Origin of the sequence: Martinezella lusitana, assembly GCF_014207095.1 — a bacterium.
Taxonomy (GTDB): Bacteria; Pseudomonadota; Alphaproteobacteria; order Rhizobiales; family Rhizobiaceae; genus Rhizobium; species Rhizobium lusitanum_B.
Genome location: NZ_JACHBG010000004.1, coordinates 383,348 through 403,424 on the forward strand (window position 1 = coordinate 383,348; position 20,077 = coordinate 403,424).

16 protein-coding genes are annotated in these 20,077 nt (G+C 61.1%); 9 read left to right on the top strand and 7 right to left on the bottom strand.

All coding sequences use genetic code 11. The features are described from left to right. Positions 1 to 9: 9 nt before the first annotated feature. The 4 genes from GGD46_RS12165 (at position 10) to GGD46_RS12180 (ending at position 4,404) form a co-directional block, all read left to right on the top strand. Entirely contained in the window at positions 10 to 1,143 is a 1,134-nt protein-coding gene (locus tag GGD46_RS12165; protein ID WP_184704063.1) for a Gfo/Idh/MocA family protein, read from the top strand. A gap of 69 nt (positions 1,144 to 1,212) precedes the next feature. Beyond that, on the top strand, positions 1,213 to 2,244 hold the full coding sequence (gene mgrA / locus GGD46_RS12170; RefSeq protein WP_184704065.1) for an L-glyceraldehyde 3-phosphate reductase: 1,032 nt from the start codon (positions 1,213 to 1,215) through the stop codon (positions 2,242 to 2,244). Positions 2,245 to 2,325: 81 nt separating this feature from the next. Then, entirely contained in the window at positions 2,326 to 3,936 is a 1,611-nt protein-coding gene (locus GGD46_RS12175) for a glycoside hydrolase family 43 protein (RefSeq protein WP_184704067.1), read from the top strand. A 138-nt stretch (positions 3,937 to 4,074) separates the two neighbouring features. After that, entirely contained in the window at positions 4,075 to 4,404 is a 330-nt protein-coding gene (locus GGD46_RS12180; protein WP_184704069.1) for an RcnB family protein, read from the top strand. Between the two features lie 138 nt (positions 4,405 to 4,542). Here GGD46_RS12180 and GGD46_RS12185 read toward each other — a convergent pair whose 3' ends face one another. Continuing rightward, a complete protein-coding gene (locus GGD46_RS12185) occupies positions 4,543 to 11,727 on the bottom strand; it encodes a hypothetical protein (RefSeq protein ID WP_184704071.1) in 7,185 nt (2,394 codons plus the stop codon). 494 nt (positions 11,728 to 12,221) lie between these two features. On the opposite strand from GGD46_RS12185, the gene GGD46_RS12190 reads away from it, so the two are divergent. Then, a complete protein-coding gene (locus tag GGD46_RS12190) occupies positions 12,222 to 12,590 on the top strand; it encodes an Hpt domain-containing protein (RefSeq protein ID WP_184704073.1) in 369 nt (122 codons plus the stop codon). Positions 12,591 to 12,734: 144 nt separating this feature from the next. Further along, entirely contained in the window at positions 12,735 to 13,055 is a 321-nt protein-coding gene (locus GGD46_RS12195; RefSeq protein WP_184704075.1) for a 2Fe-2S iron-sulfur cluster-binding protein, read from the top strand. On the opposite strand, the gene GGD46_RS12200 is transcribed toward GGD46_RS12195, so the two are convergent. Together GGD46_RS12200 and GGD46_RS12205 are read right to left on the bottom strand one after the other, a co-directional pair. Then, positions 13,046 to 13,357, bottom strand: a complete 312-nt coding sequence (locus GGD46_RS12200; RefSeq protein WP_184704077.1) for a hypothetical protein — start codon at positions 13,355 to 13,357, stop codon at positions 13,046 to 13,048. The two genes, GGD46_RS12195 and GGD46_RS12200, sit on opposite strands and share 10 nt — an antisense overlap. 154 nt (positions 13,358 to 13,511) lie before the next feature. Next, positions 13,512 to 14,132 carry a DUF922 domain-containing Zn-dependent protease gene (locus tag GGD46_RS12205; RefSeq protein WP_184704274.1) on the bottom strand — a complete coding sequence of 207 codons (621 nt, stop codon included), beginning with the start codon at positions 14,130 to 14,132 and terminating at the stop codon, positions 13,512 to 13,514. A 92-nt stretch (positions 14,133 to 14,224) separates the two neighbouring features. Between GGD46_RS12205 and folP the strand changes: the two genes are divergently transcribed. The 3 genes from folP to folK all read left to right on the top strand — a co-directional run bounded on the left by folP (position 14,225) and on the right by folK (position 16,041). Continuing rightward, entirely contained in the window at positions 14,225 to 15,094 is an 870-nt protein-coding gene (gene folP / locus GGD46_RS12210) for a dihydropteroate synthase (RefSeq protein ID WP_184704079.1), read from the top strand. Positions 15,095 to 15,158: 64 nt separating this feature from the next. After that, positions 15,159 to 15,530: a dihydroneopterin aldolase gene (gene folB, locus GGD46_RS12215; RefSeq protein ID WP_184704081.1), complete on the top strand. Its 372-nt coding sequence runs from the start codon at positions 15,159 to 15,161 to the stop codon at positions 15,528 to 15,530. A 10-nt stretch (positions 15,531 to 15,540) separates the two neighbouring features. Beyond that, positions 15,541 to 16,041, top strand: coding sequence for a 2-amino-4-hydroxy-6-hydroxymethyldihydropteridine diphosphokinase (gene folK / locus GGD46_RS12220; protein ID WP_184704083.1), 501 nt, complete (start codon positions 15,541 to 15,543; stop codon positions 16,039 to 16,041). Positions 16,042 to 16,104: 63 nt separating this feature from the next. Here the strand turns inward: folK and GGD46_RS12225 are convergent, their stop codons facing one another. The 4 genes from GGD46_RS12225 to GGD46_RS12240 form a co-directional block, all read right to left on the bottom strand. Continuing rightward, the gene (locus GGD46_RS12225; protein ID WP_184704085.1) at positions 16,105 to 16,656 is read right to left on the bottom strand and encodes a hypothetical protein; all 552 of its coding nucleotides are present in this window, start codon (positions 16,654 to 16,656) and stop codon (positions 16,105 to 16,107) included. 104 nt (positions 16,657 to 16,760) lie between these two features. Next, the gene (locus GGD46_RS12230) at positions 16,761 to 17,846 is read right to left on the bottom strand and encodes a YcjF family protein (protein WP_184704086.1); all 1,086 of its coding nucleotides are present in this window, start codon (positions 17,844 to 17,846) and stop codon (positions 16,761 to 16,763) included. Beyond that, the gene (locus GGD46_RS12235) at positions 17,843 to 19,318 is read right to left on the bottom strand and encodes a YcjX family protein (protein WP_184704088.1); all 1,476 of its coding nucleotides are present in this window, start codon (positions 19,316 to 19,318) and stop codon (positions 17,843 to 17,845) included. Before GGD46_RS12235 ends, GGD46_RS12230 begins: the two co-directional genes overlap by 4 nt. Positions 19,319 to 19,443: 125 nt before the next feature. Continuing rightward, positions 19,444 to 19,935 (bottom strand): histidine phosphatase family protein, encoded by a 492-nt coding sequence (locus GGD46_RS12240; RefSeq protein ID WP_184704090.1) that lies wholly within the window; start codon positions 19,933 to 19,935, stop codon positions 19,444 to 19,446. Positions 19,936 to 20,077 lie beyond the last annotated feature (142 nt).

A 20,077-nucleotide genomic window follows, 5' to 3' on the forward strand; every position in this document is an offset into this window, starting at 1 on the left:
CACTTCCACATGACTAAGGAACTTGGCGTCGGTATCATCGGATGCGGCAACATCTCAACCACCTACTTCTCGCTCTCACCGCTCTTCAAGGGCCTGAAGGTGCTGGCCTGCGCGGATATCAACATGGATGCGGCGCGCGCGCGCGCCGAGGAATACAAGGTCAAGGCCCAGACCATTGACGAACTGCTCGCCAATGACGAGCTTGACGTCATCGTCAACCTGACCATCCCGGATGCGCATTTCCCGGTTTCCAAGCGCATCCTCGAGGCGGGCAAGCACGTCTATTCCGAAAAGCCGCTCGTGCTCACGCTGGAGCAGGGTGAGGAGCTGCGCCGCATCGCCAAGGAAAAGGGGCTGGCTGTCGGCTGCGCTCCGGACACCTTCCTCGGCGGCGCCCATCAGCTCGCCCGCAAATTCATCGATGACGGTGGCATCGGCCGCATCACCTCTGGGTCTTGCCATGTGATGAGCCCAGGCATGGAAATGTGGCATCCGAACCCGGACTTCTTCTTCCTGCCCGGCGGCGGCCCGATCCTCGATCTCGGCCCGTACTACGTTGCCAATCTGATCAACCTGATCGGTCCGGTGAAGCGAGTGGGTGCGATGACCTCGATGGCGTCGCCGACCCGCACCATCACCAGCCAGCCGCGCAATGGCGAGATCATCCCGGTGAAGACGCCGACGACGATCCAAGCATTGCTGGAATTCGTCAGCGGTGCGCGGATCACGTTGACGGCAAGCTGGGATGTCTGGTCTCATCGCCATGCCAATATGGAGCTCTACGGCACCGAAGGCTCGCTCTATGTGCCCGATCCGAATTTCTTCGGCGGCATCGTCGAGGCGAGCGGCCGCGACAAAGACATCAAGCCGCTGGAAAATTGGGCGCATCCTTTCGGCATCGTCAATCAGGAAAGCCCGAACGGCTCGCGCGCCAACTATCGCACCGCTGGCCTTGCCGATATGGCAGCATCGCTGATCGACGGGCGCGATGCGCGTTGCTCGCTCGACCGCACCCTGCACGGCGTCGATGTCATGACCTCGATCCTGAAGTCCGGCGAGGAAGGCCGTTTCATCGATCTGACCACGACCTGCACGCAGCCTGCAGCCCTTGGCATTGAAGAAGCGCAGGCACTCTTGAAGTAAGCGCAATAAAAGCTAGTTTGCGCGCGGGTGACCAACCCGCGCGCTTTTTCATCTCGAAGGAATTCCACCATGGCCTGGCAACCGGCATCCGATCGCTATTCGAAAATGAAGTACAACAGAACCGGCCGTTCCGGTCTGAAGCTGCCGGCCGTTTCGCTGGGGCTTTGGCACAATTTCGGCGGCGACACGCCGCACGATCGCAAGGTCGACATGTGCCGCACGGCTTTCGACCTCGGCATTACCCATTTCGACCTCGCGAATAATTACGGGCCGCCTCCCGGCAGCGCAGAGACTGCCTTTGGCGAGATCCTGCGCACCGACTTCGCCGGTCTGCGCGACGAACTGATCATCTCCTCCAAGGCAGGCTACGACATGTGGCCGGGTCCCTATGGCGAATGGGGCAGCCGCAAGTATCTGATCGCCTCCTGCGACCAGAGCCTGAAGCGCATGGGTCTCGACTATGTCGATATCTTCTATTCGCACCGCTTCGATCCCGATACGCCGCTCGAAGAAACCTGCGGCGCGCTCGATCATATCGTCCGCTCGGGCAGGGCGCTTTATGTCGGCATTTCCTCCTACAACTCGCAGCGCACGCGCGAGGCTGCAGCGATCCTCAAAGATCTCGGCACGCCATGCCTGATCCATCAGCCGAGCTACTCCATGCTCAATCGCTGGGTCGAGGATGACGGTCTGGTGGAGACGCTCGAAGATCTCGGCATCGGCTCCATCGTCTTCTCGCCGCTGGCACAAGGCATGCTGACGACGAAGTATTTGGGCGGCATTCCGGACGATAGCCGTGCAGCCCAGAACCACTTCCTGAAGCGCGACTTCATCCGCCCGTCGATCATCGACAATATAAGAAAGCTCAACGAGATCGCCGAGAAGCGCGGCCAGACGCTGGCCCAGATGGCGATCGCCTGGGTTCTGCGCGGCGGCCGCATCACTTCCGCTCTGATCGGCGCCAGCCGCTCGTCGCAGATTGTCGATTGCGTCAAGGCGCTCGACAATCGCGAGTTCACGGCAGAAGAGCTGAAGCAGATCGACATCTACGCCAAGGAGGCTGACGTCAATCTCTGGGCCAAGTCGGCTGAGAGGGACTGATCATCTGAAACGCCCGGAACTGGTTTCCGGGCGTTTTTGCTTTTGCCGGTGCTTATCGTGGTCTCTGGAGGAGGGAGCTTCATGATCCGCAATCCAATCCTGCCGGGGTTCAACCCCGATCCGTCCATCTGCCGTGTCGGCGAGGACTATTATATCGCTACCTCGACCTTCGAATGGTATCCCGGCGTGCAGATCCATCATTCGCGTGATCTGGTGAACTGGACGCTCGTCAGGCGGCCGCTCGAGCGCGCGTCGCAGCTCGACATGCGCGGCGAGCCCGACAGCTGCGGCATCTGGGCGCCTTGCCTCTCCCATGCGGACGGTCAGTTTTGGCTCGTCTACACCGATGTGAAGCGCTACGACGGCAACTTCAAGGATGCCCATAATTACATCGTGACGTCACCGACCATCGAAGGCGAATGGTCCGAGCCGGCCTATGTGAATTCCTCGGGCTTCGATCCCTCGTTGTTCCACGATGATGACGGACGCAAGTGGTTCGTCAACATGCAGTGGAACCATCGCACAGAGAGCTATGGCGGCTCACCGAAGACGCCGGCTTTCGACGGTATCCTGCTGCAGGAATGGGATTCGGCGGCGAAATCCCTGAAAGGCCCAATCAGGAACATCTTTGCAGGCACGGAGCTGGGGTTGGTCGAGGGGCCGCATCTCTTCAAGCGTGACGGCTGGTACTACTTGACCACGGCGGAAGGCGGCACCGGCTACGATCACGCGGTAACCATGGCGCGTTCCCGCGACATCGCCGGCCCTTACGAACTGCATCCGAACCTATACCTGATCACCTCGAAGGATCGTCCGGAAGCGGTCTTGCAGCGTGCCGGTCACGGCCAATATGTCGAGACGCAGGATGGCCAGTTCTATCATACGCATCTTTGCGGCCGGCCTTTGCCACCGCATCGACGCTGCACACTCGGTCGCGAGACCGCCCTGCAGAAATGTGTTTGGAAAGAGGATGGCTGGCTCTATCTTGAGAACGGTACCAGCGTGCCCGATGTCGAGGTCGCTGGCCTGAATGGCGCCCGACGCATCGAGAAGCCCCACCGCAGCGGCTATAATTTCGACGAGCGCACACTTCCGGCGGATTTCCAGTGGCTGCGCACGCCGCAGCCGGAGCGCATCTTCAGCGTGACGGAGCGTCCCGGCCATTTGCGGCTTTTCGCCCGTGAAAGCATCGGCTCCTGGTTCGAGCAGTCGCTTGTGGCACGCCGGCAGGAGCATCATAATTTCCGCGCCGAGACCGTCATCGACTTCGAGCCCGATACCTATCAGCAGGTTGCCGGCCTGACGCATTACTACAATCGCTTCAAGCTGCACGCCATTGCCGTAACCCTGCATGAGAAGCTCGGTCGCTGTGTCACTATCCTGACCTGCCCAGGAGACTATCCGAACGGTCGCTTGAGCTTTCCGATCGCGGGCGGTGTAGCCGTGCCGGACGGACGGATACAGCTTGCCATGGAAGTGCATGACAATGATTTGCAGTTCTTCTGGCAGGCGGAAGGCATGGGCGCGTGGCAAGCGATCGGACCGGTGCTCGACGCCGGCGTCATCTCCGATGAGGGCGGGCGCGGCGAACACGGATCCTTCACCGGCGCCTTCGTCGGCATGTTTGCCTTCGATACGTCAGGCCGGGCAAAGACGGCGGATTTTGACTGGTTCAACTACGATGAACTGTAAGGGTGCGATGGCTCGCTGCGATGTGCAGCAAAGGCTGTAAGCTATCGTCTTCATTGCCGAATTGTAATTCGACTGTCAGATTCGTTTCATGTTTGTCACGATAAGAGTGCGCACAGATTCTGAAATGAGGAAACACCAATGAGAAAAATCTTCACCGTCCTTCTTACGGTGTCCATCCTGGCGATGCCGTTCGCTGCGACAGCGCAAGTCAAGCCGGCGCCAGCCGGCAAGCAAGCCGTCGCTGCCGAGAAGGAGGTGGTGAAGAAGAAGGTCGTCGTGCGCAAGGGCGGCTGGGTGAAGGGGCGGCGTTTGTCGGCTTCTGATCGGCGTCGTGCGGTGGAAATCGACTATCGCGCCTTGCAGCTGTCGACGCCGCCGCGCGGCTATCATTGGGTTCGCATCAAGAACAACTTCCTGCTCGTCGGCATTACGAGCGGCCTGATCTCCAAGGTGCATGAAGCCCGGTAGTTCCAGCACTGTCATCGACGGATTTTGAGAGGGCGCCTTTCGGGGCGCCTTTTTTCATATCATCAAACGCACGATTGCCTGGAATCAAAATCCCCGGCGTTTAGCCGGGGATTTTCAGTATCCTTGCTTGTCCGGATCCTAGCTCAACCGGCCTGCGGCATGGGCCAGCATGGTATAGACCTTGCCGGTATCCGAGGTGAGATAGGATTGCGTGACGGTGCGGTCGCGATCTGTGCGGGCAACGTCTGCAAGCAGCTTTTCGAAATCGGCGATGTAGCGATCGACTGCTGTGCGGAATTCTGGCTCGCGGTCGTACTTGCGCTTGATTTCGTCGAAGGTCTGCTGGCCCTTCAGCGTGTAGAGACGACGGGTGAACACGTCGCGCTCGCCGCGCTGATAGCGGCGCCACAGGTCGACCGAGGCGTCATGATCGATGGCGCGAGCGATATCGACCGACAGCGAGTTCAGCGACTCGACGACGTGACGCGGGTTGCGAGCTGCCGGAGCGGCTGGCTGTTCAACCTGCGCACGCGCCGCGGCCTGACGCGCAGGCGGCAGATCTGCGTTTTCGTCGCGAGAGGCGCCGCGCAGCAAGTCGCTGATCCAGCCGCCGCCGGCTGCCGTTTCCTGGCGGGCAGGTGCGGGCGTTTCAGCAGGGCGCTGCGGCTGGACGGCCTGGCGTTCGACAGGGATCGAACCGCGAAGACCGAGCGTCTCGATCGAAGGCTGCTGCGGCTGCGGCGCCGGTTGCTGGACGCTCTGCTGCGGTGCCGGCTGAGGAGCAGGCTGCTGCGGCCTTGGGGCGGGAGCGGCGGCCACCGGTGCGGGGGCTGCTGCGGGCTGCGGGCGCGGCGCCGGCTGTGCATTTGCCAGGGCGCGCGCTGCGGGTTCGGAGATTTCCAGCTGCTGCGTCGAGCGGCCGACGATCTGCGAGATGTCCTGCAGCGCCTTGATCTGTTCCGCTACGGCGCGACGCATGGCAGCGGCGCTTTCCTTGGCTTCTTCCGGCAGATCGAATGCGCCGCGCTTCAGCTCGCTGCGGGTCAGGTCGAGTTCGCGACGGATATCGCCGGCCGAACGACGGATCTCGTCGGTGGCGCCGGCGAAGCGGCCGATCGCGTCATCGACTGCGACACGCAGGGTTTCGCGAAGTTGTTCGGCGGCACCGTCGGAGGTCTTGCCGGCTTCGGCAAACATCCGCTCGACTTCCGACAGAGAGGAGGTCAAGCCACCGCGCAGGCGGCTGGTGAGATCGTTGGAGCGGCGCTCGGCATTGGCGAAGCTGCTTTCCATCGCCTGGCTTGCTTCCTCGCCGGCCTTCTGGAGAGAGCCGCGCATGTTTTCCGCTGCATCCTCGGCACGCTTCTCTGCGTCGGAGAGAACGCGGCCGATGTCCGCGAAGGAAGACTGCACGCTCTGGCGCAGATTGCCGGTGACCTGGTTCGAACGCTGTTCGGCGCGATCGAAGGCGGTTTCCACCATGGAGCCGAGGGCGCGCATGGTGTTCTCGATCTCTTCCGAGCGCTGAACGAGGCCGACGGCCAGATTCTGCAGCGCCGTTTCGCGTTCTTCCAGCGTCGATACGAGGTTCGACTGGGCGGCACCGAGGAGATGGGAGGCCTGCGTCAGCACCTTGGAGTGGTCGTCGAAGCGGCCGACGATGCTGCCGACTTGCGACAGGGTCTGGCCGGTGATCTCAGACAGCTTGTCGACCTTGCCTTCGAGGAGACGGCTGGAAGCCGAAACCATCTCGCCGGCCTTTGCAGCGGAGTCGGCGAAGCGTGCCGATGTTGCGCTGAGGCGATCGTCGACGCTTGCGAACTCGGCTGCGGCATTGGAGAGCAGGCCGGTGATAGCGGAGTTGTTTTCCGCAAGACGGGCGATGATGCCGTTGACGCTTGCAAGCAGGTTGTTTTCCAGCGCGCTGACGGTGCCGACTGCATGCTCGGTGCGCGATGCGATGGCGTTGATCAGGGCGGCGTTTTCGGCGCGCAGGCGCTCTGTGCTTTCCTGCGCCGCCGCCGTGATGAGCGCTGCCGCTTCCTGGCCGGTTGCTGCATAGCGGTCGACGATCGGGCGCGCCTTCTCGTCGATTAGGCGAGACAGTTCGGTGGAGCGTCCGGCCAGCATCGAGTTCAGTTCGCGGGTGCGTTCGTCGAGCGACGTGCGGATCGAGGAGCCGCGTGCTTCCAGTGCCTTGTCGACATCTGCGAGTGTGGCGTCGATCTCGCGGGCACGGTCTTCCAGCGAGCTGCGGATAGCCGTGCTGCGCTCTTCGAGGGCACGCTCGACCTGAGACATGGTGGAGGCGATCTGTTCGCTGCCGCCGGCAAGCGTATTGCGGATGGCTGCGCCACGGGCTTCCAGCGACTGCTCGGCTGAAGAAAGGGCCTGTGAGATCGTGTTGACCTGGTTGCTGACGAGGCCTTCGGCTTCCGCGACCTTGTTGACGATCGCGTTGCCGGCCTCTGAGAAGGTCTGCGCAACCGCAGCCGCCTGGCTTGCCAGCCGGTTCTGCGTTTCCGAGACGCGGCTGACGAGGTCGTCGGAGCGTTCTGTCATGGCGCGGGTGAAGGCATCGCTGCGGGTGCCAAGGTTTTCGGCAAACAGCTGGCCGGTCTGGGCAAGCAGGTCGGCCATGCGGGTCGCCTCGCTGTCCATGCCCTGAGCCGCATCGGCAACGGCAGTGCGCAGTGTCGTCGCGAGGTTGGCAGCCTTGCCTTCGATCGTGCGGTTGACGGCTTCGAGACCGAGATTGAGGGCGCGATCCATAGTGGCCAGGCGCTCTTCGATCCGAGCCGCAGCCTCGTTGCCGCTGCTATCGATCCGGGCCGAGCCGGTTGCCAACGTGTCCGAGAGGCGGTTGCCGGACGCGTCGACCTGGGCGGTGACACCGGACACTCCCTCATGGATGCGGTTTTCGAGGGCAGAAAGGCTTGCCTCGACACGCGAGCCAGTTTCAGCGAAGCGGCTGTTCATGCCGTCGATCGACTGATTGAGGTTGGACGAGAAGGTATCGGCCGAGCGAGCGATATCGCCCGCGGCCTGCTGAATGCGGCCGGCGATATTGCCGGCACCGCTGTTCAGACGCTCTTCGAGGATCTTGGCACTGCTGTCGATCGTCTGGCGCAGCGAGGCTTCGCGGTCTTCGAGAGACATTTCCAACATGCTGGCGCTGGTTGCGATCGACGTACCGATGTTGGTGGTCTGCTCAAGCAGCGTATTGTCGATCTGGGCATGGGCATCGCGAAGCGTCAGGCTGATCGCGTTACTGCGATCCTCCAAAGTGGAACGCATGCGCTCGTAGGCAGAGGCAAGGTTCTGATCCATTTCGGACAGGCCCGTACCAAGCGTATTCTCAAGCTGGCGCGTCGTGTTGCCGAGGACATTTTCCATCCGATCGGCGTTACTGCCGAGCAATCCGGAAAGGGATTCCGTGTGGGCGGCAAGCGAGCGATCGAGGCGATCCTGATTTTCGGAGTAGGCAGCGCGAATGGCATCCGCTTTGTCGCCAAAGGCGCCTGCGACGCGTGCTTCAGCGCCTGAGACGCTGTCGAGCAGGGCGTTGGCGCGTGATTCCAGCGTGCTTTCGAAGCGGTTCTGGTTTTCGGCGAGAGAGATCGCGAAAGCCATGCTCTTGTCATCGAGCGTATTGGTTAGCGCGTCGTGGCCGCTGGTTACCGTGTTTGCGATGGTCCGAGCGCTGTTGGCCAGCGTTTCCTCGAGCTTCGCCTGGTTTTCCGAGAGCGAGATTGCCAGCGCCATCGTTCTGTCGTCGAGGCTGTTGACGATCTTGTCGTGGGTGCCGGCCACGGTGCTGGACAGCGCGTCCAACCGGCTCGAAAGCGTGTCTTCGAGGCGCGACTGGGTATCGGAGAGCGAAATGGCGAGTGCCATCGCTTTGTCGTCCAGAGCATCGGCCAGGGCAGCATGGTTGTTGGTAAATGCGCTGGCGATGGCTTCGGCGCGATTGGCAAGCGTCGCCTCAAGGCGGGATTGGCCGTTCGTCAGAACATCCGAGAGCGCTCTGGTCTTGCCGTCCAGTGTATCGGCGACGCGCTCGGCATGGCCGGAAACGGTGTCTTCAAGGCGGGATTGGGTTTCCGAAAGAGCAATGGCAAGCGCCATCGTCTTGTCGTCCAACGTGTTCGTAACGCTTTCGGTGTGACTGGAGACGGTGCTTTCCAGGCGAGCCTGGCTCTCGGCCAGTGCGACGGCCAAGGCCATCGTCCTGTCGTCGAGCGCATTGGCCAGGGCGGCATGATTGCCGGCAAACGCCCGGATGATCTCTTCGGCGCGATTGGAAAGCGTCTCCTCAAGGCGGCTCTGTCCGCTGGTGAGGGCTGCGGCGAGGGCGCCGGTTTTGCCATCCAGCGTATCGGCGACGCGCTCGGCGTGGCCGGAGACGGTTTCCTCGAGGCGAGCCTGGCTTTCGGAGAGAGCGATCGCCAGCGCCATTGTACGGTCGTCGAGCGCGTTGGTTACGCTTTCCGCATGTCCGGAAACGGTGCTCTCCAGGCGTGCCTGCCCTTCGGCAAGGGCGCGAGCCAGAGCTCCGGTCTTGCCGTCGAGCGTTGCTGCGACGCGCTCTGCGTGACCGGAGACGGTTTCTTCAAGACGCGCCTGGTTTTCGGAGAGTGCGATCGCCAGGGCCATCGTCCTGTCGTCAAGCGCGTTGGTCACGCTTTCCGCATGGCCGGACACAGTGCTTTCCAGGCGAGCCTGACCCTCGGAGAGGGCGCGCGCCAGCGCTCCGGTCTTGCCGTCCAATGTCTCGGTGACGCGCTCGGCATGGCCGGAAACGGTGTCTTCGAGGCGAGCCTGGCTTTCGGAGAGAGCGATCGCCAACGCCATGGTACGGTCGTCGAGCGCATTCGTGACGCTTTCCGCGTGACCGGAAACGGTGCTTTCAAGGCGGGCCTGACCTTCCGCAAGAGCGCGGGCGATGGCCTTGGTCTTTTCATCCAGGGTGCCGGCCACCTGCTCGGCATGTCCGGAGACAGTATCTTCCAGCCGCGACTGGCTTTCGGAGAGGGCGATGGCAAGCGCCATCGTCTTATCGTCTAGCGTATCGGCGATCTTGCCATGGGTATCGGCGAGTACGCCGGTGATGGCATCGGAGCGGCTCGCCAGCGTATTTTCCAGACGAAGCTGGTTTTCGGCCAGTGAGATCGCCAGCATCGAGGTGCGCTCGTCGAGCGCGGCAGTCAGATGCTCATGCGAGCCGCTGACGGCGCTGACGATACCTTCGGAACGCTCGGCGAGCGTCTTCTCGAAGCGCGACTGATTGTCGGCCAAAGCGCCGAACAGGGCGCTGCTGCGCGAGGCCATGACGGCGTCGATGCGCTCATGGGCAGAGCCCAGCGCCTGCGTGATTTCGCTGGTGCGCGAAGAGAGCGTGTCGTTGATCTCGGCGGCGCGGCCAGTGAAGGTCGTCGTGAGTTCTTCAGTGCCGCTCTGAAGCGCGGCGGTGACGTCCCGGGTCACACCCTGCACAGCATTGGTGAAGGTGTTTGCGTGGGTCGACAGCGCGGAATGCAACTCGCCCGTGCCGGAGCTGAGGGCTGACGAAATTCCGCTGGTGGCGTTTTGGAGCGCGGAAGTGATTTCCCCGGCTCTGGAACCGATTGCGCTTTCCAGCACTTCCTGGCCGGTGGCAAGGGTGGTCGCAAGAGCAAAGGACTGATCCGTGAGGGACGAGCCGAGACGCTCGATGCTCGAAGTCAGGATGCCTTCGAGAGCCTCGGAGTTGCTGCCGAGCGATTGATTGATGCGGGCGAGGCTTTCCGAAAGCTTGCTGTCCAGCGTGCCGGCGCGCTTGTCGAAGGCCGAGGTGAATTCCGAGACGCGTTCGTCGAAAGTCGTCGAAAGCTGTGCGATCGTCGACTGGAAGCGTTCCTCGAAGAAGCCGGAGCGCAGGTCGATGTCCATGATGGCATCGTCGGCCGTCGACTGCAGGCTCTGGCGAAAGCTCGCGCCCTTTTCGTCGAGGGACGAATTGAGCTTGGCAAGAACATTGTCCAGCGTACCGGTGATGGAGCGTTCGCCGCCCGTGAGGCTCTCGCTGATTTCGCGGGTGCGGGCGACCAGCGTTTCGTTCAGCTGGCGGGCGCGATCGTTGAGCGCGTTGTTCAGCTTTTCCGTGTTCGCGTCGAGCGTGGATGCGCGGGTCTCGAACTGGCCGAGCAGTTCCTTGCCGCGCTCGCTCAGCGTCGATGACAGCGCATCCAATCGGGAGTCGAATTCATGGCTGAGCGCCAGGCCGGAAGCGTTGAGGTTCTGCAGGAGGCTGTCGGTCTTGGCCGAAAGCAGGGTTCCGAGCGCCTGGACGGCAGAATCCGACTTCTCCATCAGCGCCGCAGCGCGCGTATCGATCATGGATGCGAAGGCTTCGCCTGAGGTGGAGAGGCGCACCGCGATCTCTTCAGTCGCAAGCGACAGGTCTTCCTTGATCTGATCGTGAACGCCTGCGATCGACGAACGGATCCGTTCGGCGTGGTTGACGATCGCGTCCCGCTCTGTGCCGAGTTCGTGGACGAGACCGCGGACACGCAATTCATTATCGGCGTAGCTGCGTTCGAGCGCGTTGACTTCCGAATGGACGAGGGTTTCCAGTTCGGTGGCGCGTGCGATGGTCCGCTCGATGCCTTCGTTCATCGCGGATACTTCGCGACGAACGGCCTGACCGACCGTCATGATGCGCTCGGAGGCAACGGTTTCGGGTTCGACGAGGCGCAGGGCGACTTCCGCCATGGAGCGCGCGGCATTGCGCATGTCATGCGCTCGCGAAATCATCATGCCGAAGGCGTAGAACAGCAAAACCGGAACGACGACGCCGACAATGCATGCGATGACGCCGGGAAGGGCGGCGAGATCGGCAATCGAGCGAATGTTGCGGATCTGCTCTCCATAAAGAAGGAAGGCGAGGCCGGCGCCGCCGATGATCCAGAACAGCGAGAAGATCGTCGCGTTGCGGACAGCATGGCTCTGCGAGCCGCCGTCGAGCGCCTTCAGGATGCTGGCGGGGCTTGCCCGGTTGCCGTCGTTGGCGGCTGCCAGGTTAGGGCTCTTTGGCGCCTCGGCGGAGCGGGGCGATGCGGCCGGGGCGGCTGCACTGCGTGCGCCGGCGGTCTTGCGAGCGGCATCGTCCATGGTCTGCTTGATCGGCTGTTTTGGCGGCTCAGACACTTTTCGCTCCGGGACATCAGGCGCAGGGCCGCTGCGAGACTCCAAGTTCTCGTCACTGAAATCGATCTGCAATGCTTCGTCCAACGCCTGGAAGGCTTTGTCCTCGACCGACTCGATGTACTTCTTGTTCGCCATGCGGTTACGCCTCGTTACAAACTCACTCGGGCCTGCCGTGTCGTTTCCGGTAATTCCGCCGCGTCCGGAAAAGACGAACCCTGCCTCCCGTGGGGGGCTCCGCCTCCGGTCGAAACCGGTATTGGAATTCCCATTACATTTCAGAGTGGATAACTGGTTTTTCAAACGGATGTTATGAAAACATTACCATCATCCACTTCCTGGGCAAAGGCATGTGCCATCTACCCAATTCACCAGTATCGTAGTGACACATTCCCCCAGTCATGACAATTAATTCCACCTTAAATACAGTGGATCGTTAGGGTCGCGTTAACCCTCTTTGCACGTTCAACGTCACGAAAATCCAAGATTTTGAGCATGTTTAACGCACGTTAACCATGTCTCGAGTTTTACGCCCTCAATGTGCCAAAATTTAACTCGATGGCCATGCCCAGGCCGCAAGTATAGGGCAGGTCGCTAATACAGTCATAGATAAAGGACGGGAGCGTTGGCACATGGCAGCATCGAATATTGCATTTGAATCTCCGGATAACTCGCGAGGACCGACCCCCGCGCAGACGAAGGCAATCGATCTTGTTCATCTCGGAAAACAGACGATGGGCGACAAGGCACTCGAAGTCGAGGTGCTGCAGATGTTCGCCCGGCAGGCTCGTTCCTGTCTGCAGGAGATCGGCAGCGGCGACGCCAAGCGTATTCACGCCGCCTCCCACAAGCTGACAGGTGCGGCGAGCGCCGTCGGTGCGTTCCGCGTCGCGGATGCCGCTGCTGCGCTCGAAAGGAATGGAAGCGACGCCGCTCAAATGGCGGCTGTCACCACCTCGGTGATCGAGGCAGAGAACTTCATCCTCAAATTGTCGCGCTGACCTCTTCGCTCCGGCAATCGGTAAATGCTTGCGCCGCCAGACGGGCAAAACCGTTTCGGCGGCGCAAATGTTGACTGGCTAGACGATTTGTTGGAAGTAAAATTCAGGATCGTTCTTCATTCACGAATTTCGGAATTCACTGACATGACCAAACTGACCATCGTCGCCTTCGACGGCACACGCTTTGACCTCGATGTCGACAACGGATCCACCGTAATGGAGAATGCCGTGCGCAACTCCGTTCCGGGCGTCGAAGCCGAATGCGGCGGCGCGTGCGCCTGTGCCACCTGTCATGTCTATGTCGACGAGGAATGGACGGAGAAGGTCGGCAGCCCCGAGGCGATGGAAGAAGACATGCTCGACTTCGCCTTCGACGTTCGCCCGAACTCGCGCTTGTCCTGTCAGATCCGGATGAAGGCTGCCTTTGACGGGCTCGTCGTCCATGTGCCGGAACGTCAAGCCTGAGATTTTCCGGCGCTGATTGGCTGCCAGTGTTTTTCCTGCCGGTCTGTCGGATACTGAGGTTGGCGCCCGTACCAAAAAGATGCCCCGCTCAGCTGGTGCAGCGAGCGAGGCGAGGCGGGCGCATCACCACAGGCAAGGGAGGAAACACCTGCGGCTTCAGGACGCGCCAGGAGAACACTTAGCGCATGCTTTGAAAAACAAACCCCAAACTGCGCCGAACACTGAGATAACCTGACGGCGCAGGCACTCAAAAATCGTTCCGTTTCGAGATATTGTCCGCTCTTTAGAATCAGTTGGTACATCTATCTCTATGCTTGATAGAAAAAACCTATTTCAGATTCTCGTAAAGTTCAAAGAACGAAAAAACGGGACGATTCACAGATATAGTGGCGGTTTTCCCACAGAGGGCGGGCTTCCGATCATCATTCCCACAGGGATGATGCTCTCGCAGATGAATTATTGGCTATTCTGCCGGCTGCGATAATAGAGCAGTCTCCGCATACGGCTCTGGAAGTTGATCGCCTCGACGCGATCGAAGCGCGCCTGATCGGCATCATGCCGATCTGTTTCTCTTGCGGTGACCTCGTTTGCCCGTTCCTGAAGCGTGTCGCAGTCGGTCGCCGGCGGCAGCGCCAGGATCTGCTGTTCCATCTGTCGCGCATGCTGACGGGCGATCTCGACGTGCCGGTCTTCATGGCGACGAATGTCGGCCGTCAGCGTATCCCAGATCATCGACAGCTGCTTGTTTGCACCGCGCCTGTCACGCCAGCGTGGCAGGATGATCTCGGTGTCGACCGTGACCTTGACGCCCGAGATGTAGCAGCGGCCCTTCGCCTCGCTATAGGTCGCGTTGCCGCCGAAGCGAATTTTGGTGGCGCCCGGATGATGGCTGCTGGAGCCCATCGCAAGCGGACCGCGCTGGTTCAGCGACGCGTCGATTTCGTCGGCGGTGCGGCCCTTGATGTCGAAATAGGAAATGGATTTGCGGGCGACTACTTCGGCCCTGGCTATTTCAGGCAGGCACAACGCGAGCAGCAATGCACACGAAATACTGAACTTTTGGGATGCAAGCGGCATTCGTGTCGCTACCATGTTGAACTTCGGCGAACCTTGCGGCATAGCCACTGTGAGCGCAATATCAAGCGCAAGGTTTTTTCATTTTCAATGGGATGGGACAGTTCTTGACGGAGCTTCGCAGCCACATCTGGCATGTCGCACATGGCCGCAGCATCGAGGTCGGCAAGCAGAGCCTGATCATGGCGATCGTCAATGTGACGCCGGATTCCTTTTCCGACGGCGGGCATTATGAAGCTGTCGATGCAGCTGTTTCCCATGCGCTCGCCTGCGTCGAAGACGGAGCTGCCATTATCGATATCGGCGGCGAATCGACGAAGCCGGGCGCTGATGCCGTCAGCGCCAGCGAGGAGCAGGGGCGGGTGCTGCCCGTCATCGAGGCATTGCGCGGCAAGACCGACGCATTGATTTCGGTCGACACTTACCGCGCCGATACGGCCCGGCTGGCGATCGGCGCGGGAGCGCATATCGTCAACGATGTCTTCGGGCTGCAACGAGAGCCTGATATCGCTGACTTGGCGGCGCAGACAGGAGCGGGGCTTTGCATCATGCATACCGGCCGCGACCGGCAGAAGCTTCCCGATGTGATCGACGACCAATTGCTGTTCCTCAACCGCTCGCTCGACATTGCAGCCGCGGCGGGCGTCAGCAGACAGAATATCGTGCTCGATCCCGGTTTCGGCTTTGCCAAGGAAAGCGCCGAGGAAAATCTCGAACTGATGGCGCGTTTCAATGCGCTGCTCCGGTTCGAGCTGCCTCTTCTGGTCGGCACTTCGCGCAAGCGGTTTGTCGGTACGATCACGGGGCGCGATGCGGGGGATCGAGATGCGGGTACGGCGGCGACAAGCGCGATATTGCGTTTGCAGGGAGCTGCCCTATTCCGCGTGCACAATGTCGCAATCAACAGAGATGCACTGGCGGTTGCTGATGCTATTCTCAGGACGCGCGCGAGACTTAAAGCATGATCCCGAAACATGATAGGGAACGGTTTTCGGACGCCGTCGTGCCTGTTCGAAATGGAGGGACGCCATGAGCGCTGTGACATATACTATTACTCTGCAGAATTGCGCATTCTTTGCCCGCCACGGCGTGCATGACGAGGAAGAATTCCTCGGACAGCGCTTCTTTGTCGATGCCGAACTCGATGTGGAGGCCGGCGACGCGTTAGAGCGCGATTCGATCGACGATACCGTCAACTACGGCATCGCCTTCACGGTTATCGAGGAAATCGTTACCGGTCGCCGCCGCTATCTGATCGAGGCTTTGGCGCTCGATGTGGCGAAGGAGCTGTGCCGGCGTTTCCCCAGCATTCGCCGGGCTAAGATCACGGTGCGCAAGCCCAATGCCCCAGTGCCCGGCGTTCTCGATTACGTACAGGTGAGCGTTGAGCACTTTGCCTGAAGGTACTGCGATGCGTGCGACGCTCGGTCTGGGCGGCAATCTTGATAATCCGGTGCGGGCAATGGCGCTTGCCTTGCGTGCCATCGATGCGCGCGACGATTGCCATGTGGTTGCGGTGTCGCGGCTCTATCGCACGCCGCCATGGGGCAAGACGGATCAATCCTTCTTTTATAATTCTTGCGCGGCAATCGATACCACGCTTACACCGGAAGCATTGCTCGACGTCTGTCTCGACATCGAACGTCAAATGAAGCGGGTCCGGATCGAGCGTTGGGGGCCGCGCACGATCGATATCGATATCCTGACTTATGATGATCTGGTGCAAGCCGAGCCGTTGCTCACCATTCCGCATCCGCGCATGACCGAGCGTGGCTTTGTGCTGATGCCGCTTGCCGATTTTGCCGGGGATCTCGTGGTCGGAGGCCGGGCCATCAATGAGTGGCTCCAGGACGTCGAGATCGAGGGAATTGAAGTCGCCGATCAGAGCCAGGAGTGGTGGCGGTCGGCCTGAACGAGGATGAATGAAAAAGGCCGGCAAATAGCCGGCCTTCGATCATGGTGCTGTGCACCGCAATTACTGAATCGATCCCACCGCTATCGGGTCTACATCGGCACGCTTCAGAGTGACGCCGATAACCGGTACCATCTGTTCTCCGACCTTGACCGAGATCGTGACGTTCATCGATTTGCTGTCGGAAACCCGGGCGATCATGGCGCCGTTCAGTTTCTGTCGGTTGAGGCCGAGAACCACCGTGCCGTCATTGACCGTGCCGGAGGTGACGTCGAGGCCCTTTCCGGCTGCGCCATCCAAGAATTTGCCGGAATAAGAGCCGCCGCTTTGCGTAATCTCCGCCGACATCGGCTGTTGGAAGACGCCGACGCGGCAGGTGCCGTCGAGCTTCACGCCGGCGCCGCTGCCATCGATTGCTTTGCCCGTGAGGCTGCAGGTGAACTTCGTGCCCTTGTATTTGCCGGCGACGATTTCCCCCGGACCATTCCACGAGCCAGCGACCGACTGGAAGAATGCCTTGTCGCGGGGAGCCGCTTCGGCAGAGTGCACGCAAACACCGGCGGTGAGGGGCGCGGCGGCGAGGCTGCTTACAAGAAGAAATTGACGCGAAAACATGGACATTCCCTAGCGAGGCGGAACCGTAAAACTGGTACTCACTTTTGCCTGATAATGGTTAATGCTTGGTTTCTTGCGCCTTGCAAGGCCGGGTTTGCAAGCGTTTACGTTGTGGAACGGCCGGCTACATTCGGTGTGAGATCACCGGCGAAGTCGGCAATGCCGGGTCGTTTGAGCGCCTTGAAAGCGAGCGGCCTGCACAGATCCATGGCTGCGATTCCGATTCGTGCCGTCATCATGCCGTTGACGACGCCTTCGCCGAGTCGCGCCGAGAGCTTGGACGCAAGACCATGGCCGATCAGTTGCTGAACGATGCTATCACCGACCGCGATCGACCCGGTGACGGCCAAATGGGCGAGCACATCACGCACCAGCCTGACCATTCCGAGCGTGCCTGGTCTTCCACCATAGAGTTCCGCCATGGCGCGCACCAGTTTGGCTGCCTCATAGAGAACGTAGAGGATGTCGACGAGCGCACGCGGGCTGACGGCCGTAACGACCGAGACGCGCTTTGATGCACCGAGGATGAGTGCCCTTGCGCGCCGGTCGAGAGGGCCGAGGAGCTCGCGCTCCGCGAGGTCGATCAGCTGCGGCGCATCGATGATGTCATCCTCTGCCGCCTTCAGCGTTGCGCGGCCCCTCGCTGTTTCAGGATTGGCCTCGAGAATGACGCAGAGGCGCTTCACAAGGGCTTTCGCTCGCGCCGGTCGTGTCTCCAATATGGCAGCTTCCGCCTCGGCCTTGATCGTCTGCACGGCAGCAAGCCGCATCATGCCTGCCGTTTCCCTGATGACGATGGCGAGCACGGCAAGAATGCCGACGGCGACCGCAGCAAGGGCCGTGTAGCCGAGCCAGTCGGCGCGGCTGAACAGATTGCGTATGAGCTGATCGGTCCAGAGGCCGAAGGCAAGCGATATGAGAATGCCGAGCGCGCTTAAGGCAACCTTGCCGAAGGAAAAGCCGCGGCGGCGCGGTTTTGCCTCGGCGGTTCCGGCAAATGCCGGGTCGAGGGCCGGATTGAGGAACGGATCTTCCTCATCCGGGGTGAGTACGATTTCCGTATCGAAGCTCTGCGGCTTGCGGCGTACGGTTTCGGGGGGTGCCTTGGCGCTCGTTTCGCTCGGGTCTAGCGCAAAGGCTGCCGGGCGGCGGGCGGTCCCGCCGGGTTCGTTTGCGGTCGGTTTCGTCATGCGAGACGGTCTCCGAACAGGAACTGCATGGCGCGGTCGAGCCGAATGTGCGGCACAGACAGTTTGATGCCACCATTGGCTTCGTCCAGCTCCGGCGGGCGGAAGCGGACGACATTCACCTCCGGCAAGTGGACCTTCGCTCCATCCGATTCAAGGGCTTCGAACAGCCAATGCGGACTGGTGGGCAGGTCGCCGGGGAAGACGGCCGTCTTGCGGTTGCCGTCGAAAGTCTCGCCGGCAATCGTTTCCCTGTCCATCGGCGTGCCGACAATGACGGGAAGCGTCTCACCGTCGCGCGTGACCGTCGCCTCGCGTGTGGCGCGCACGGAGGCGATTGCCATGACTTCGATGCCGGCACCCGCCATGCCGATCCGCTCGATGGCGCGCTCGACGAGACGGCGGGTCAAGGTCTCCAGCCGGTCGTGGCTTTCGTGATGGAGATGGTCGGCCTTGGTGGCTGCCACCAGCACGCGGTCGATGCGCCGGCCCAGCAGCGACGAAAGAAGGGAATTATTGCCGGGACGAAAGCAGGCAAGCACATCCGTCAGTGCGCGTTCGAGATCCTGCACGGCTTCCGGACCGCGATTGATGGCCTGCAATGCATCGACGAGAACGATCTGGCGGTCGAGGCGGGCGAAGTGTTCGCGAAAGAAGGGTTTGACCACGACCGATTTGTAGGCCTCGTAGCGGCGCTCCATCATCGCCCAGAGCGAACCCTTTGGCGCGGCGCCTTCTGCCGGAAGTTTCAGCGGTGCGAAGGTGAGGGCGGGCGAACCATCGAGATCGCCGGGCAAAAGGAAGCGACCGGGCGGCAGCGTCGACAACGAGCGCTCGTCGGATTTGCAGGCCTTCAGATAATCGGCAAAGGCAGTGGCAAGGTCCCGTGCAGCCATTTCATCGGCCGGCGCGAGGATATCGGCCCTTATAGTTGTCTCCAGCCAGTGACGCGATAGTTCGGCGCGGATGCCGGTATTCGCCAGAGCGAGGGTTTCCTCGCTGAACGTGCGGAAATCCTTGCCTAGCAGCGGCAGGTCGAGCAGCCATTCACCCGGATAGTCGACGATGTCAATGGAAAGTCGGCCGGGGGAAAACAGCCGGTTCCAGCCACTGGCGCTTTGATAGTCGAGTGTGATGCGCAGTTCGGAGATCGCGCGGGTCGAATCCGGCCATATGCGCTCCTTGACCAGCGCGCGGATATGATCCTCGTATTGAAAGCGCGGCACGGCATCATCAGGTTGGGGCTCAAGCCGAACAGCCGAAACACGGCCGGACTGCACCGGTTCGAACAGCGGCAGGCGGCCGCCATTCAGCAGATTGTGCACGAGCGACGAGATGAATACGGTCTTGCCGGAACGCGACAGGCCGGTCACTCCCAGCCGAATTGTCGGGTTGACGAGCCCGGCGGCACGATCCGCAAGATTGTCGAAGGCGATGAGAGCGTCGTCTGTGAAGGAGGTCAGGCTTGGCGACAAGGCGGGATCCCTGGGTGGCAGCGTGACCGGGAATATAGGAAGTAAAGCTTGCGCAGAAAAGATGAGCGACCGGCAATGCTGCACCTGCTCGGTGCAGGACGGCGTTTCTGCGCCCGGCGCTATCTCTATTCGGTGATGAAATCCGTTAGCGACCAGCTAGATGTCGTTGCATCGACCACAGCAAGGCCTGCTGTCGGAAAGCCATGCGGAAGCGTTCGTCCCAGCGCCTCATGGCCGATCAGGGCCTCCAGCGTTTGTTCGATAGTCGGATTATGCGCCACCAGCATCACGGATTGGCGGTCGTTCTGCGATGCGATGAGCGAGAGGTAGATATCGAGCGTTCCATTGTAGATCGCATCGACGAAACGGAATTCGGTGGAGGGGCTGACGATCCGCCGTATGGCCTCCGTAGTCTGGCGGCAACGCAGCGCAGTCGACGAAATGATCAGCTCCGGCTTGTAACCTTTTTCTGCAGCTTCATCGGCGACGATTTCGGCGGCAGCGTAGCCATTGTCGTTCAGCGGGCGATCGAAATCCTTTTGTCCGGGTGCGGCGCGCTGGGCCTCGGCATGACGCAGGAGATAGATCCTCGATGGCGGCGGCAAGATGCGGGTCATGATGAAATTCCGGAGCTCGATTTCGACAATCAGGTAGCGTCTCTTCGCCTATGCCGTCAACCGCCGCGAGACCGTCCGAATCGCGATCCAGCGCATAGTCTCGCCAAGGTTTTAAAGATGCCGATTTTCCGGCGAAGCCAAT

Coding starts and splice junctions, on each gene's coding strand:
- GGD46_RS12165 (WP_184704063.1), top strand. CDS start 10: ATGACTAAGGAACTTGGCGTCGGTATCATCGGATGCGGCAACATCTCA.
- mgrA (WP_184704065.1), top strand. CDS start 1,213: ATGGCCTGGCAACCGGCATCCGATCGCTATTCGAAAATGAAGTACAAC.
- GGD46_RS12175 (WP_184704067.1), top strand. CDS start 2,326: ATGATCCGCAATCCAATCCTGCCGGGGTTCAACCCCGATCCGTCCATC.
- GGD46_RS12180 (WP_184704069.1), top strand. CDS start 4,075: ATGAGAAAAATCTTCACCGTCCTTCTTACGGTGTCCATCCTGGCGATG.
- GGD46_RS12185 (WP_184704071.1), bottom strand. CDS start 11,727: ATGGCGAACAAGAAGTACATCGAGTCGGTCGAGGACAAAGCCTTCCAG.
- GGD46_RS12190 (WP_184704073.1), top strand. CDS start 12,222: ATGGCAGCATCGAATATTGCATTTGAATCTCCGGATAACTCGCGAGGA.
- GGD46_RS12195 (WP_184704075.1), top strand. CDS start 12,735: ATGACCAAACTGACCATCGTCGCCTTCGACGGCACACGCTTTGACCTC.
- GGD46_RS12200 (WP_184704077.1), bottom strand. CDS start 13,357: ATGTACCAACTGATTCTAAAGAGCGGACAATATCTCGAAACGGAACGA.
- GGD46_RS12205 (WP_184704274.1), bottom strand. CDS start 14,132: ATGCCGCTTGCATCCCAAAAGTTCAGTATTTCGTGTGCATTGCTGCTC.
- folP (WP_184704079.1), top strand. CDS start 14,225: ATGGGACAGTTCTTGACGGAGCTTCGCAGCCACATCTGGCATGTCGCA.
- folB (WP_184704081.1), top strand. CDS start 15,159: ATGAGCGCTGTGACATATACTATTACTCTGCAGAATTGCGCATTCTTT.
- folK (WP_184704083.1), top strand. CDS start 15,541: ATGCGTGCGACGCTCGGTCTGGGCGGCAATCTTGATAATCCGGTGCGG.
- GGD46_RS12225 (WP_184704085.1), bottom strand. CDS start 16,656: ATGTTTTCGCGTCAATTTCTTCTTGTAAGCAGCCTCGCCGCCGCGCCC.
- GGD46_RS12230 (WP_184704086.1), bottom strand. CDS start 17,846: ATGACGAAACCGACCGCAAACGAACCCGGCGGGACCGCCCGCCGCCCG.
- GGD46_RS12240 (WP_184704090.1), bottom strand. CDS start 19,935: ATGACCCGCATCTTGCCGCCGCCATCGAGGATCTATCTCCTGCGTCAT.